The organism is Moritella viscosa (assembly GCF_900120065.1).
In the GTDB taxonomy this organism is placed as follows: Bacteria; Pseudomonadota; Gammaproteobacteria; order Enterobacterales; family Moritellaceae; genus Moritella; species Moritella viscosa.
On record NZ_FPLG01000086.1, the window covers coordinates 1 to 14,799 of the forward strand.

Sequence of the window (14,799 nt, forward strand, 5' to 3'; positions counted from 1 at the left end):
CTTATCTTCGCCATGGTGCTCGTCTTCATCATGAGCAGAAAGAGATTGTTCAATAAAACTATCGCTGAGTTTGCATTGGGCAACTTGCTCAAAGGAAAATAAATGTTCTGGTGTTTCTAAACGAGCTAAAGCCCGTTTCAGAATTTCTTTTTCTTGGGCAGTCTCAGCGGCATGCTCAAAACCAACAATATCAGCACCAGGAGCGGAAATGGCTAAGATCAAATCTTTACCCTCTTGGGCTATATCAAACCTCACTTCACCATGCACGTGCGCTTGGTGGTTTCTTGTTTCTTCTGTACCGTGGTGATCTGCAAAAACGCCCGTAGACGCGCATAAAGCTGCTAGTGCAGCCAATTTTGATTTAGCTATCATGATTATTCCAAAATATAAATTAACGGGTATGATTTAAGTTAATGAATTTAGGAATCGTGGTGGTGAACGCGCTCTTCGGTTGGTAGGGAGCGTTGAATGGAGGGTGGGAGTTTCCTGTATAAACACCGCAGCTTTAACAGGTATAACACCGGGAAGAGCAAGATCTGGTACTAATCCTAGCTGTAATCCTGAAAACATCTCACACTGGTGTGTATGATGGTAATCCTCATCAAAACTGCTTTCATGGCTAACTGTCATCACACCCAAATATAAAGTGCAAAGCAAAGCCAATATAGAAAAGGCTTTTAGGTGTGAGGATAAGTCCAGCATAATCTATCAATGTAAACGAAAAGTATTGTTATAACATAACACAAAAATAAAAATAAACGAGAAATAAAGTAATAGTTTAATGTTATTACAAGCTACAGAAGAGTTAAAAAGGGGGAATATTTATGAATCAGGTGGGTCTTTAGGCTATAGAACATATCATACAGCTGCAACAAAGATCGCATCAGCAAAGCTATGTAGTTTTATTTTTGAGCTAAATAATACCCCAATCATAAAAGTATAAAAAATATCACTGCATATATGTGTAAAGTAGCAAGACGTTTACTTTTGATGAGCTTATTAACTCTTGATAACCCTGTTAAAAATAAAAATATGGATAAAATAATTTAGATTAATACAAACCAAACATTTACTGGCAAATGAGTAGGAGCAACATAACCAACTATTAGGTATCCTGAAGAATTTATAAGTGAGAATAACGCAAAAAAATATTAAATTTGCTCATAAATTCTGACATTCCTATCTTACAATTAAAACATATTAATACTTAACATATTAAATTAAACATATTAAATTAAACATATTTTTCAATATATTAATGATAAACCGTACTTGTAATAATCTAAGTCAAAAACATTGTTCTAAAGACATTATTAAACTGATAAAAAAACCTATTCAAACTTCACTTCTCACCCCCAACAAGACGGTGTTGGATCGTGTGAGATCCCCTTGCGCACAGATTCTGCATGCGAAAGTACCGGATATGGACAGGAGTGAATTTTCTAAGGGTAATAACGTGAGTTTATTAGGGATATGACTTAAGGGAGTACTAGATAAGTTTTTCATTGTGCCAGATACAACAAAGCCCCAGCGTTAGCTGAGGCTCTATTACTTAAATATGGTGCCCGAGGACGGACTTGAACCGTCACTCCTTTCGGAAGAGGATTTTGAATTCCTTGAGATGTCTTTGCAGTAGTGATAAATACTAGGATCCTGTTGGATATTCTTGCCCATAACTTGGGATTCTGTTAGATCTAGTTAACTACTGATGAGCACAGGGATTACATTAACCCAAACTTTTTCGATTTTATAATAACTAACTTTTAGTAAAAGTGATCCCTGCTAGTATATTTTATTACCTAGCGCGGATTTCCTCTCCTAAACTCAGCATATGCTAAAACATGTTTTTTAACAGCTTCTAAGCCTTCTTCATGATCCATTAATTGATCTGGATTTACGTCTAAAATAGGGAGTCCCTCAACTATTGGAGTCGGTTTAGACAACCAATTCCATGCACGAGGAATAGAACGTTCAACATCAGCAGCTGACAATATCTCTAAGATTTCTGCGACTTTATCTGGGAATCTAAACCAATTCGTCGGCTTAATCGCTGGCGCTCTTTTAGGTGATGCTATTCGGCAAGGTAATTGTGATCTTTTGAGCTCGTCTTCAAATATATAGGATATCGTCCAATCAGCTATATTACTAAGCTCTTTATTTGGTCGACGATCGTCATCATGTTGTCTACGCGGAATCACCAGACCTATTTTGACTGGTTCACGAACTCCTAGATCATTATGATATTTAATTTTCTTTAAAGCAGGAAGAATGTCTGTGTCGTTAGTAACAAAAACAACTTGCTCAATTGAGGTATCCATCACAACATCATAGACAGCTTCAAGAGCTACATTAACATCACTCTGCTTTTCTTCCATCTTCCAGACTTTAACCCGAGTACAATCTCTCGGCTCTTTGTCCTTATCCTCATCATCTTTTTCCACTTTAGGGAATTTCACTTTATCGATAGAGTAATTGCCTTTGGTGGTATTCAAATCTCCAGCACAATGCACGCGCAAGGCTTGATGATATGCTCGCTGGTCATTTACAGAATTAGGATCAGATGAAGCTTTGGATGAAATCTCAGCCGTGAAAAATTTTATACCGCAATCAGGATGCAATCGACTGTTCGGAACACCACATCGAATTAATAAATTAGTTCGGAATAATTCAACAGGGTCAAGCCACTTATACGGAGTATTTTTTAAACACCCAAAATATAAGTTATATCCGTCAATATAGATTCGTGTAATCACGTTACTTTCTTTTTATGCAGTTATAGAAATGAAAAAACCGACACTAAGGTCGGTTCATTCTCCCAACTCCAGGGGTCGTAATGCCACGCGTGGAAGGAGGGTAAGTTGTAAGGTAAGTATACAAACACAATAACTGCTCTGCAAGCATTTTATGCCTTTTATTTATAAGTATAAAAGGCGTTCCAACTCTTAGACTACAATAGTGAAACAGCTATATTAATACCTCATTGATTATTGATACAAGGCATTTACTGTATATATTCAGCAAATGCCTTGTTTAGGACTGAGCGAAGCTTTTCTGGAACATCATTCCATGTAGGACCCCATGTTTGCGTATGCTTGTAAGCTTTAAATGGTTTTTCTGATGAAGGAGCTGGATAACCCAACAAATCTTCCATACATTCTTCAAGCATAACTACTTTATTTGAATCACCAACAATGTTCACTATTGGTTGATTAAATTTTCAGCGTTAGCACAACCAGCATCACGATCATGAATAACAAAACAATCTATATTCAAGGCATTAAGATATTTAACGACACCAATAATTGAAGCTTTACCTCTCGCCTTAATTACCTCACAATTCGATTTTATTTTGCATTGTATATCTGCTGGTAACCGACTAATAGCTTCTCTTAGTACAATATCTTCAGTGTCACCTTCAACAAGAATAACTCGTTTAGTAAAAAATACCCTAGAAACATAATCATCTAGTCTCAAAAGCATTTTTACATGTTGCTTATCATCACCTTCAAGTTTTTTATATTCATCTGATACAGAGAATGGCGTAACTGTTGTGTGGCTATTTTCGTAATGAAAACGGTTTAATATCTGTCTAGGTTTCCGTGATATGTCAATTAAGTAAGGAGAATGTGTTGTTGCTATTATTTGTGTATTATCTCCAGATAATTCATAAATCGTATCTCTTAGTTGATTTGCAGCACTTGGGTGAAGATAAATTTCAGGCTCTTCAAATCCAATAATCAAACTTCTTTTATCATCATTTTCTTTTTTATTTAACCATTGCTGTCTAAAACGAAGTAGACCAAAAACAGCTGATCTAACCATGCCAGTTCCTTGATTCTCCACTGTCGTCCGTATATTACTTGACATTTCAACTTCAAAAGAGGGTTTTAATACCTTGGGGTCGGTTAAATCAGCGACTGCATGTATTTGAGTATCAGGAAATACACTTGAGAGCACCGAGTTCAAAGAAACCATCATTTTTCCAAATTCAGATGTTGTATCTGCCGGATCAAGCTCTTTAGCAAGTTTATTCAGATGTACTTGTGCCTCTTTATAGTTTTCAGATGTAGATCTAACATCTTCAAATAACTCATTTAGGGTTTTTCCAAGAACCCCAGATTTGACATCATTTATTTCGTGAGCAGATGAATCGGCGGGAATAAGCAAAAATTTTGGTAATTTACTTAAGACATTCCCTGGAATCCCCCCTGGATTAGAAAACCAGTCTTCTTCATCAGATACATTCCAGATATCATCTATTGCTTCAAGGTTTATTTTATCTTTTGCTGCAATATTCTTATCTAAAACACTAAATAATTCATCAACTAAATTGCTATTAACACCAGCATCAATAAAATCTTGGGGTTTTTTACATTTAATAAATTCGGGTTTTATTTCCCGCTTTAAACTTTTGAGTTCTACGACAACATCTTTACCAATTTCATAGGTTTTTCGATAAAAAATAGATAAACCATCCGCATTACCATTTGCACCCTTGTATTTAAAAATACGCCCTTTAAACCCTCGCCATTCCCCTGCATTCGATGGTAAATCCCGAAATTCAGCTTCAATTACAATTTTTCGTTCAATGACCTTAGTTTCACCTGTTTCTAGATCAATTTCAGAATAGAAATCTCGTTGGTCTAATTGTTTTTTATTCGACAGCAAGCATTCTATAATTTTTAATGTTGTACTTTTACCCGCATTATTAGAACCAATTAGAAATGTCGCATCACCCAACTTTATAGTTGCTTCTCTTTATACGACGAAAGCCCTGTATTTTCAGCTCATGAATTTTCATTAAACTCTCCTTTTTTAGTTCAGACCATTAAAGAAGAGTTTAAACCACCTTTAATATCAATGTATTAACCTAGGGTTGATATTCTACAATTCAGAGTGTTACTTCTTAAATACATGTTTTTTATTTATAAATATCTATCCACATGGAATAAATATAAAAAAGGCGATACCATCATGGCTTATAACAATAAAACATCCCTGCCATTCCTGCATAACTAACACACTCACTCACCATATCAACCCAAGCACCAAATTCATCCATGTACAGCAGCTTATCAACGCCTAATAGCGCACTAACACCATCTAACGACATCCACGGTTTCTCACCCTTAACCTTTGCTCTTCGGGCTTTCTGGTTCAATAACGTAATCATCTTCTCGATATCACCACCAGCAACCAGTAGAGGGTTCGCCAGTAACAAGTGACGAGAAGATGGGTATAGAATATCGTTATGGAACATCGTCGCCCAGTGACACACCTAATTAAGCACCTACAGAGCTTCGAATCACTCGCCAAGTTTTGTCACACGTTCACAAATAAATTCTGGACTAGAACGACAACGCGATCACCCTGTTGAACACCACAGACAGGCACTGAAACAGATTATACCTAGGGTATTCACAGTTCGAGGGTTAAGTGTAAGGGTGAAAATTAAAGCTCGGTATTCCGTCTCATTCACACGATTAGCAATTTTTTCCTGAATCCACATAGAAATAGTCCATTGATATAAAATCACGAAAGAAGTACATGAATAGTTTAACCATCATGCGTTACTTAATTTTAAATCAAATACTTGCACTAGATTTCAAACCTGCATTATAGCAATGAATACATTGCCGTTATTATTCATTTGATTATGCCGATTATCGTGTGCGTAATGACAGAGACAATATCAGCCAGTTAATATCGGCAACACTTCTACATTGCTAATATCAGGATGGGAAAGTTAGCCTTGAATCATTTTATAACAATAGCTTAAAGACTATCGTTGATACTATGTAGGGGCCATTATCGCAATTCATGTGTGTGTTACTTGCTATCTATCCCCTACGTACTAATCACACACCTTATCAAATGCCCTACTCTGTAAGGCTTTATACGTTTTATCTATTACGAAAAAATAATCTAACCTGTTAATTATTGAGATTTTACTGCCTACTCCGCGCACAGTGGTCGATGATAGAACCCCGTGATTAAAGGGCTGAGAGGATAGTCTTAGATATTTATATGGGTAAGAGATATTGCGCATCCCATTCAAGATTACATTTACCCTCCTGATTTTAAGCATTGATAGTTGCGCAGAGATTGCTTACCCGATTACTCGTGACAAATTAGGTCTGAGATTCTTTTATGATTTATCACTGCTTAATCTGATGGGGATAGCTGGGTAGTATCTTGATGGCTAATGAGTCCAGTGAAATTAAGCGCTGTAATATGATGGGTAAGGTCTGGTATTCGTGATGAGTTAAGGCTCTTGATTACTGGTTTAATACCACTGGATGAGGTCGCGCATTATCTCTTACCCATATAAATATCTAAGACCTTGGCTTTAACGAAGTTAAAACAAGGACTTGCATTAACACCCACTGCGCCACCTTATAGATTTACGCGCAGAGATACAGCTTAAATACCTATTTTTATACGGAATTAAATCAACAATAAATTAGTTAAAATTTTAATAGTCCTAACGTTTCATCGAAGGGCTATTTCATGCATAGGGGAAAATAAAAATGAGTACATTTAATTTATTTGTTGAAGCGTTTAAATCTCGGGTCGTTTTAAAGGCCAACCAAGGTTCTAAGGCTCGGGTTAAGGAATTCGATGCCATCGTAAACGACATTGAAATGATGCATGGCGCTATACCTGATATCTGTAGAATTAGAGCGCACTTCATCGTGTGTATATCTAGTAAACCTAACTGGGGCTGTAGCAAGGTTATTGAAGAATTTGATTACACTGTTGCTAAAATAAGAGGTGATGGTTGATAGCGGGTAATGCGTGTGATTTATTGGTATGTCTGTATTAGTGGGTAATTTATTCACTAATATAGGCATTAATATAAGGGGAGAGGGGGTTAACGAAGTTAAGCAACGGCACCCTTATATTAATAGAATCACCTCAGAAAAAAAATAAAAGTCATTTCCTGAATTCAACTGGGAAATGGCTTTTTCATTACGTCATAATATCCAAACGGATACTAGTTTAATTAAGCACGTTTAGATTTATGGTTACTTGTAACCTTGGTTTCATTCGCGGCAAATAAGAACCCTGAAATCAATCCGCATCCTAAGTAAATCAATGGTAATGGCATGGTGTGCTCCTTATTTAATCTTTGTTTAATTCTTTATAGATGGCGTAGCCGATGATGAACCCAATACCAAATATGGGATTGGAAAAAGCTGCAACAGGCATAATATTTCCTTCTTTGTTTCAGATATAAAAAGCGCCATATCATTGCTGATATGGCGCGGTGTTAAGTGCTGTTATTTGTTCAATCTAGACTAGCAACCGCCCTTGCAGACTCCGCCAGATGCTTTATGTGAATTACATATCCACTTACCGCATTTGTTACATGATGTGCCACCTGTAACTTCTGTTTTTTTACCGCACTTATTGCAAGTCCATAGTTTTAGGTTACTACTCAACTTCTTAAAAAATGACATGTTGGCTCGTTCCTGATTAATGAGAATGACCGCAGACTTGGCAGCTACCATCATCGTAAGCACGTTGACCACAAGCTGGACATGTCGTTACTACTGTTAATATTTTTTTGATTGTCATGATATTTCCCTATTAGTGTTTATTGGTTAATTGGAGTTACTACGTTTATCGTTTTAGTGCATTTGGTTGTATCAGTGATGTGACCATTTAACGTGCCGCACACATCAGCTTTCCATTGAACAATCACACCATACGAGGCCGTATGTTGAATGCCTGATTTACCATTCCAGTTTGCTTCTAAAACTGATTTCATCTTAGAAAGGTCGCCCGGATTACCGCCCATAGTGCCGCCAGCTAATGCCGTAGTTGATGAAAATAGGCAACATAGAGTTAGTAATTGGATTGATTTTTCAAGCTGGTTTTTCATTTAGGTTTTCCTTTGTTTTAATATTTAAATCAATTGATGGGTATTATGAAATGCTCGACTGACAGGTTGTGTCAGTCACAGAATAAATTGTTGATTATCGTTATAAGCCTTGTGGCCTCTACTCGATGAAAGCTATAGCAATACTGCTAACCTAATGGGTTTAGATTAGAAATAATAACGACTGACTCAACCTGCCAGTTCGACGGTTTAATCTAGTTAGATGAAAAGTAAGAATGAGAAATTAGCCAAGCGATTAGGTACTATCCTTGCCCGATTAAATACCGGTGAAAAACTGTATCTAAAAGACTTGGAAGCTGAATTTAATGTCCATGAAAGAACGATATGGCGTGACTTTGAAAGGCTATCCTATCTGCCTTTGATTCGTGAAGATGGTTGTTACTTTCTTGATATGAGCAGTGTTAGACAGCAATCATCAAATAACATGAATAAGCTAATACAGAACACTGGATTAGAATCATTCATCCCGATTAAGCTCAACATGAACAACTGGCAGACTAATGATATACCGACGTTCTTATTCAAGAATGTACGTATTAAGGATGTATCAAGTTTTACTGATTTGTTTAATGTATTGGCTAGTGCTATTAGCTCACAGCGACAGATTTCATTTACATATAAAGATAAATTACTCGAACAAGTTCAACCCTACCGCTTGGTTAATGACAGAGGTATCTGGTATCTAGCCGCAGTCTGCCAGAACCACTTACACTCATTCAGAATTGCTTATATTTCACAGTTACAGCTCAGTGACGATAAATATAAACCGCAAGCTAATATCCAAAATGAAATAATTAGGCAGGGGATGCAGTGGTTGGATATAGAGAAGTCAGATGTACTAATACAAGTTGATTCGCATGTTGCTTCACGCTTTCTTGATGGTGATTTACTGCCTAATATTCAGGTGTTAAAAGAAATGGATGATGGTTCATTGCTAATTAGCAGTCAGGTAACACGATTACACGATGTGATTCCTATTTTGAAGGCTTGGATGCCCCATGTTGAAGTGTTATCACCAGTGAGTTTAAAGCATGAACTTATCCGCGATTTGTACGCGTCATTAGAGCGCGTCAAGATGATGTAACGCTGTAAGTTTAAGGTAGGTGTTAGTCCGATATAAAGCACAGCTAAACTTTATTATCTTATTTTACATACTGTTGGTTTTGAGCGTGAGTACAGGGTAAGGCCCACTTTAAATTGACATAGTTAGCTAAAATCAAAGTTGCTAATGCGAGCTAACCAGATAGTTAAAGTCCATCGACCTACAAACCGATACGGGTTATCGAAAGGTTCAAAACGGGCTTGTTTTTCACCCGTAGTTACTAAACATAATAATAACTGCGCTTTAGCAGGTTTAATATATAGGGGTATATATTATATTTTCATCAGTAAATTACTATTCTGATTTTTAATATTTCATTACCCCAATTACATTAATTGAAGCCAGCTACCCTATTGCCTATTGAGCAATGGGGTGATTATTTCAGATGGTATTTTTTACGTCATTAAGCATCAATCATTACCAACTGAAACTAGCCAATTTCAGTCAGTGGATTTAGTATCCTTTGCTAAAAATTCATTGAATGTTAAGGCAATACCCATCACACCTTACTACGTAAGCTGCGATGGGTACTGCCTGATTAAACCCGCCAAGTTGTTACTTCTCCTCCTGTCCATAACTCGACTTTTTTCCTGACCTTTACGCGGACCAGCTAAAACGTACTGACCTTAACTTCATCAAATGCGCTAATGTTGTGGTAATTACAAAAATTCATCTCCCATGTTGGATAGAAATACATCACTTCATGTAAAGAACGCATTGGTAATGGGTACACCATGCCTGTTCCATTACGCATATCGAAATCAATTTCTTTCGCCAATTCAGGATAGTGATAGCCTTGGTAACAGAACGAGGTGATGTAATCAAATTTCCACAGTCCGTTATGATTGGTGATACTAATTTCAACAGGATGAAAACCACCATCCTCACTGTTGTATGCGCTATCTCGAAAGTTAAATACAATCGTGTTAGTGCCTGTTGGTATTTCTTGTTCTAGGGCAACCTTGGCAAGTATATTCATCAAGTCTGGTGTTACAGGCACGAGTAAGCCATCCGAATCAAAATCCAGCTTCATAATGAGCTCCGTTAGTAAGTTTGTGAGATTAGGTTTAGTGATGTTCTTAGGTATGTAAGTGATGAATTAGCAGCGTGGGTTAAGTTAATGCTAACAACTTAGCTTTCTTCTCCTCGTAATTATCAGCTAATACATGAAGAAATACACTAGTACCTGATTGGACAATTAAACCAATATCATCACTGCGTAATACCCCAGCGAGGAACCCTGCATTATTAGCACTAGCACCTTTAAATGCAGGTTTAAGCGTGGTACTTTTAAATGGCTTATCAACTTGCTCATCTAGGATTGCAAACAACTTAGACAAGTTGATCCATTCTTTGGAATGCAACCCACCACCTTCATTACCACTAAGTCGGATATACAACTCACCTTCTTCATCATGCTCTGCAATATCAAAGAAAACGTGATTAGTTGTTTTAGGGCTTAGTTTCTTACCCTTTCCTGATAATACAATATTACTGAAATGGTCATGTTTCTCAGGTTCAGCTTGTTTATCATTAGCAGGCTTATCTTCAACAACTTTATCTGTCGGTGTATCCGTAGGTGAATCACTCACTTGTTCATTGGTTAATTCAACTGATGTGCTATCAACATTAGTATCATCAACTACAACAGTGGTATCAGCTTTTACATCGGTTATTTTATTGGTGTTGTTAGTTTTACGGCTCATAGAAAATCCTTTAATAATGATGAGTAATTAGATTGGTAATATCGGTATTTATTACAGATTAAAGTAGCTTGCTTAATGTTGTGGCAGCAGTTGTTTTAGATGTTAATGGTGCTAATAGGTAACAGCCTCCGCCAGCTGTTGTAGTGACTGATAAGGCTAAAAGGTATGGACAAGTATCATCATTCAACAATACGACAAACTCAGGGTTATCTGTTACGTATTGAATGAAATATTGAATATCTTCATCAGCGTCAACTAACGTACCATCAACATCACTTTCTTCTAGCAGAATAAGAAAGGTATCGTATTCAGACCAGAAGTCAGCAGTAGCATCTAAGCAGCCATCAAACGGAATGATAAGCTCAGAATGCAATGCTGATTTAACTTGCTCAGGTAGGGTTATTTCATTAACAAGGTTGAAGTTTTTAATCACTTTCATTGGTTGTATTCCTTATGTATTAACAATCAATAATCATGATATTTATATATTCTTCAGCCTTGTTTTATTACGCTATTAGCCTCCTACCATACTCGATATCATCGATGCTGTTTCACGTTGCTTACCCTCGCTTAATTTTGCATAACGTAACGTGCTAGATATGTCTTTATGATTTAATAATTTCTGAACAGCACTGATATCAACACCGTTAGAAATCAAGTTACTAGCTACCGAATGACGTGCCGTATGCAGTAACACTTCATCAGGATTATCTATCTTTGCTGTTCGTTTAATAATATCGAAAGAGTAACGAGGCGCACCGATTGGTTTGCCCTTTTTATGTGGTGCTGGAAATACGTAATTATTGCCCGATATTTTAGGGGTAGATTGCAGGATCTCTATCATAAGGTCAGATAGATAAATGATGTGATAAGTGCCGTTCTTGGTGCGTGGGATAGTCAGGGTGCGTTTTTCGTAGTTAATATCACTATGAACTCTAAATCTCAGCTCACCTTCACGACAGCCAATCAAATGTAGCAGCGCAATGAAGTTACCAATACTAGGTTGAGGATAGGCTCTAGCAGCTTTGATGATGCGTTTAGTTTCATCAATATCACAGTATCGAGTACGAGCATTATTCTCGGGCAGTAACGACACCCTATCGGCCGCATTGATTATATCAAGCATACTATGCGCCAGCTTACCCATGGTCTTTAATAAAGCTAATATGCGGTTACAAGTAGCTGGTGCGTAATACTCACCTTTGTATTTAGTCTCACTTAAACCAAGATGCAGCTTCATTACGTGGCTAACTGTTAGCTCGTTATATTTGATGTGGGCTATAGCATTACAGTGTTTACGGAATCGCTTTTCATCAATACCCCATGTTTTCTTTCTACGCTTTGCCAGTGGTAAGTAGGTATCGTAGAAGAATGACTTAACCGTTGGGTAATCAACTTGATTGTCACGTTCAGCTTTAGGGTCAATCCCATCAGCGATCATACCTTTATACTTTCTGGCTACCTTTCTTGCTTGGTTAATATCAATATCAGGAAAGCGTCCGATGGCGATACTGCACTTACGCCCGTTGAATTTATAGCGTAATAAGAAACGTTTATTGCCCGTTTTACCGGATAGACATTTTAAGCCGATGACTTCTGTATCAGATACTTCGAGTTCTGTTGATGATGAATTACTTGGATTAGCTGGGAGGGATTTTAGATTGGCATTGGTGAATTTGAATTTTTTGGTAGTGATGGAATTGGGGTTATTGGATGTAGTTTTGATGGTCATATTAATACCTCGTTGATTGGGGATACAAGGTATTAATATGTTCTTGAAGGTGGGTTAGATACGTTTACGCTTTAATGGCCTAATGAGGCCCTTTGTCATAAATAAAAGTATCTCATGCCTATCCGTATTTACCCCAGTACCAACTTTGTATACACACTAAAACAATTATTATAGACAGAACCAAGTTATTTATTGCGTAATCATCGTTACATCTTCACTTTTAAAAACATGCCTAAGTGTTGAAATCCCGCCTTTAGCATTACTGCCACTAACGACATACACATCGCCATAATTGGTAAATAGGGTAAAACCATATCTATCGGAATACACAGCCACAGTGCTTCCATTTATAGTGTGACCGTATTGATTCGCTTCTAATCCCGCTCCACGGTCTTTACTACCCCAGGTATATATTTTAAATGCCTCATTATTGGCTGTTGTTACATCTACCGTTAAAAGGTATGCACCATTATTTGCAGCCATGTCTTGGATATTGGCTCCAGTGACATAGGGCACACGTGAATACCACTCACCACTACTATAACTATAATCATCATCATAAATATAGAATTTAGTATATTCGCCAAATTCATTCTTCATATCTATATCCCAAATCCCCCGCCATGAAACCTGCGATCCGTTTTCTTTTATGGCAGTAAAACTATCCCCGTTGGAAAGCACATTTTTCACCCCAACCAATTCATCAATATGGTTAACTTTATCAGAGTAAATATTTCCACCTGAAAAAACACTCCCCCAGGTAATCACCTGACCATCTCTTGTTAGTGCGGCAAAAGCATTGAAGGCTGGAACCACTTTTTTAATGTTAGAAGGAATATCCTCTAGTCTATGATGGGTACTCTTCTTTACCTGCTTAGTATATTCAGGGATAAATAACTCTCTTTCACCTTTTTTGCATGAACCTTGTCTGGCTTCGTCCCACTCGGAAAGATCTATCTTGCCGGGTTGTGATGAGAAACAACGGTTCCCTGACGGGACCAGTTGCTCTTCAAAAGAGTAATAATCATATTTAAAATCACCGCCTTTATCAGGATGACCCCAGACCAAAACCGTATCATTATCCCGTATAGCGGCATAGGCGTAGTCGTTAGCAACTAACGCTCTAACATCAGAAGCAATCTGCTCACCCTGGGCATTATTCCATTTTCTCCATCGGTATAGATTTCCACTGTCCGTTAACACTGCAAAATTATCGCTGTACTCATATTTTAGTGATAAAAATGTCTTTATATCCCCTGAGATAACCTGACAATTTAACGACATTTCAGTGGTCACCAGACATACTTTATCAGTATCTGTCTGTAACGCGTAACCATGCTTATCACCGATAATCCGCACAAATCTGTCACTGTAATTGATCATTTGGTTACTAAAACCGCCTAGGTTACCTAATACGTACACATCACCTGTCTTCGTCAATGCCGCAAATGAATCTTGTGCACTGGCCACCGAAATCACCTCTAGCGCACTAATCTTCTTTCTTATATCATCAGTTCCGGTATCTGGTGACTCCCCCCAGGTAATAAATTGTGCTTTATCATTAATAGCTGCAAATGCGCCGTCATTAGAATAAACAGATCTAATGTTTTGGTTCTCGTTTTCAGTTAATTTTCTATACCTGTTCTTAACTATGTACGCATACTCACCATCAAGGACACTGTCCCATTCCGCTACCGTTCCATCATTAAACAACGTTAGTTTTGCATTGGTATTTGATAAATGGTCTATCGGAAATTTCTTGAAGTAAGTTTTGGTTATTTTTTCACTTTTCTTGCCATTTTCTGTAACGAATGCGGTGAATGAAATGGGTTTTAAATGCTCATTCTCTTTCAGTGTATATTCACAAGCATTTGAAACCTCAATATTGTCAATATGCCATTTGCATACTGTCTTTCCACTAAACGTAATGTAATCGTGTACCCATACAAAAGGTTTAAGAGTGTCATTAGCAGAAAAATTGTCAGGGTGCATTATTATGCGTTCAATTTTCAGCTCACTCGCCTGTACATGTGGTTCTTTTACGGAAGGTGATACCGGGGCAGAATTACCTTCCGGCGCTTCTATCATCTCAGTTTCTGAACCTCCACCACAACCAGTTAACAACAAGATTACTACAAGCCAGTATTTAATTTTCACATTTATCATCTCAAAAAATTGGGTACGGGATATTTTATTTTAAAAACAAACAGGCGTAAATATAAAATTGATAGCTCGTGAATATTAGCCAACATTGGTGTACGAATAAAACATATAGATTGGACAATGGAATTGATTTAGCTAAAAAGCTCTCCAAATCTGCCAAAGCATGGTGAATTGTAATGGTCAACTCAAA

Annotated in this window: 12 protein-coding genes; 2 read left to right on the forward strand and 10 right to left on the reverse strand. The window is 37.3% G+C overall.

The window, feature by feature from the left end:
* The 4 genes from BT797_RS11605 to BT797_RS11625 all read right to left on the reverse strand — a co-directional run.
* On the reverse strand, nt 1-372 hold a 372-nt coding region (locus tag BT797_RS11605), incomplete at its 3' end, for a ZrgA family zinc uptake protein (RefSeq protein WP_139292002.1).
* A 1,427-nt stretch (nt 373-1,799) separates the two neighbouring features.
* On the reverse strand, nt 1,800-2,753 hold the full coding sequence (locus tag BT797_RS11615) for an NYN domain-containing protein (RefSeq protein ID WP_075472166.1): 954 nt from the start codon (nt 2,751-2,753) through the stop codon (nt 1,800-1,802).
* A 445-nt stretch (nt 2,754-3,198) separates the two neighbouring features.
* Nucleotides 3,199-4,746 (reverse strand): AAA family ATPase, encoded by a 1,548-nt coding sequence (locus BT797_RS11620; protein ID WP_302848899.1) that lies wholly within the window; start codon nt 4,744-4,746, stop codon nt 3,199-3,201.
* 226 nt (nt 4,747-4,972) lie between these two features.
* Nucleotides 4,973-5,260: a hypothetical protein gene (locus BT797_RS11625; RefSeq protein ID WP_175545658.1), complete on the reverse strand. Its 288-nt coding sequence runs from the start codon at nt 5,258-5,260 to the stop codon at nt 4,973-4,975.
* 1,270 nt (nt 5,261-6,530) lie between these two features.
* Between BT797_RS11625 and BT797_RS11630 the strand changes: the two genes are divergently transcribed.
* Nucleotides 6,531-6,785, forward strand: coding sequence for a hypothetical protein (locus BT797_RS11630; protein ID WP_075472167.1), 255 nt, complete (start codon nt 6,531-6,533; stop codon nt 6,783-6,785).
* An 815-nt stretch (nt 6,786-7,600) separates the two neighbouring features.
* On the opposite strand, the gene BT797_RS11635 is transcribed toward BT797_RS11630, so the two are convergent.
* Nucleotides 7,601-7,888, reverse strand: coding sequence for a hypothetical protein (locus tag BT797_RS11635; RefSeq protein WP_075472169.1), 288 nt, complete (start codon nt 7,886-7,888; stop codon nt 7,601-7,603).
* A gap of 220 nt (nt 7,889-8,108) precedes the next feature.
* On the opposite strand from BT797_RS11635, the gene BT797_RS11640 reads away from it, so the two are divergent.
* A complete protein-coding gene (locus tag BT797_RS11640; protein ID WP_075472171.1) occupies nt 8,109-8,990 on the forward strand; it encodes a helix-turn-helix transcriptional regulator in 882 nt (293 codons plus the stop codon).
* Nucleotides 8,991-9,618: 628 nt separating this feature from the next.
* Here the strand turns inward: BT797_RS11640 and BT797_RS11645 are convergent.
* The 5 genes from BT797_RS11645 to BT797_RS11665 form a co-directional block, all read right to left on the reverse strand.
* The gene (locus BT797_RS11645; RefSeq protein ID WP_075472173.1) at nt 9,619-10,041 is read right to left on the reverse strand and encodes a DUF2787 family protein; all 423 of its coding nucleotides are present in this window, start codon (nt 10,039-10,041) and stop codon (nt 9,619-9,621) included.
* A 79-nt stretch (nt 10,042-10,120) separates the two neighbouring features.
* Nucleotides 10,121-10,714, reverse strand: a complete 594-nt coding sequence (locus BT797_RS11650) for a hypothetical protein (protein ID WP_139291672.1) — start codon at nt 10,712-10,714, stop codon at nt 10,121-10,123.
* A gap of 58 nt (nt 10,715-10,772) precedes the next feature.
* Nucleotides 10,773-11,153, reverse strand: coding sequence for a hypothetical protein (locus BT797_RS11655; protein WP_045111952.1), 381 nt, complete (start codon nt 11,151-11,153; stop codon nt 10,773-10,775).
* A 75-nt stretch (nt 11,154-11,228) separates the two neighbouring features.
* Nucleotides 11,229-12,446 carry a site-specific integrase gene (locus tag BT797_RS11660; protein ID WP_075472175.1) on the reverse strand — a complete coding sequence of 406 codons (1,218 nt, stop codon included), beginning with the start codon at nt 12,444-12,446 and terminating at the stop codon, nt 11,229-11,231.
* Nucleotides 12,447-12,635: 189 nt separating this feature from the next.
* Nucleotides 12,636-14,603: a hypothetical protein gene (locus BT797_RS11665; protein WP_075472177.1), complete on the reverse strand. Its 1,968-nt coding sequence runs from the start codon at nt 14,601-14,603 to the stop codon at nt 12,636-12,638.
* Nucleotides 14,604-14,799 lie beyond the last annotated feature (196 nt).

Coding starts and splice junctions, on each gene's coding strand:
- BT797_RS11625 (WP_175545658.1), bottom strand. CDS start 5,260: ATGTTCCATAACGATATTCTATACCCATCTTCTCGTCACTTGTTACTG.
- BT797_RS11655 (WP_045111952.1), bottom strand. CDS start 11,153: ATGAAAGTGATTAAAAACTTCAACCTTGTTAATGAAATAACCCTACCT.
- BT797_RS11650 (WP_139291672.1), bottom strand. CDS start 10,714: ATGAGCCGTAAAACTAACAACACCAATAAAATAACCGATGTAAAAGCT.
- BT797_RS11630 (WP_075472167.1), top strand. CDS start 6,531: ATGAGTACATTTAATTTATTTGTTGAAGCGTTTAAATCTCGGGTCGTT.
- BT797_RS11640 (WP_075472171.1), top strand. CDS start 8,109: ATGAAAAGTAAGAATGAGAAATTAGCCAAGCGATTAGGTACTATCCTT.
- BT797_RS11635 (WP_075472169.1), bottom strand. CDS start 7,888: ATGAAAAACCAGCTTGAAAAATCAATCCAATTACTAACTCTATGTTGC.
- BT797_RS11660 (WP_075472175.1), bottom strand. CDS start 12,446: ATGACCATCAAAACTACATCCAATAACCCCAATTCCATCACTACCAAA.
- BT797_RS11645 (WP_075472173.1), bottom strand. CDS start 10,041: ATGAAGCTGGATTTTGATTCGGATGGCTTACTCGTGCCTGTAACACCA.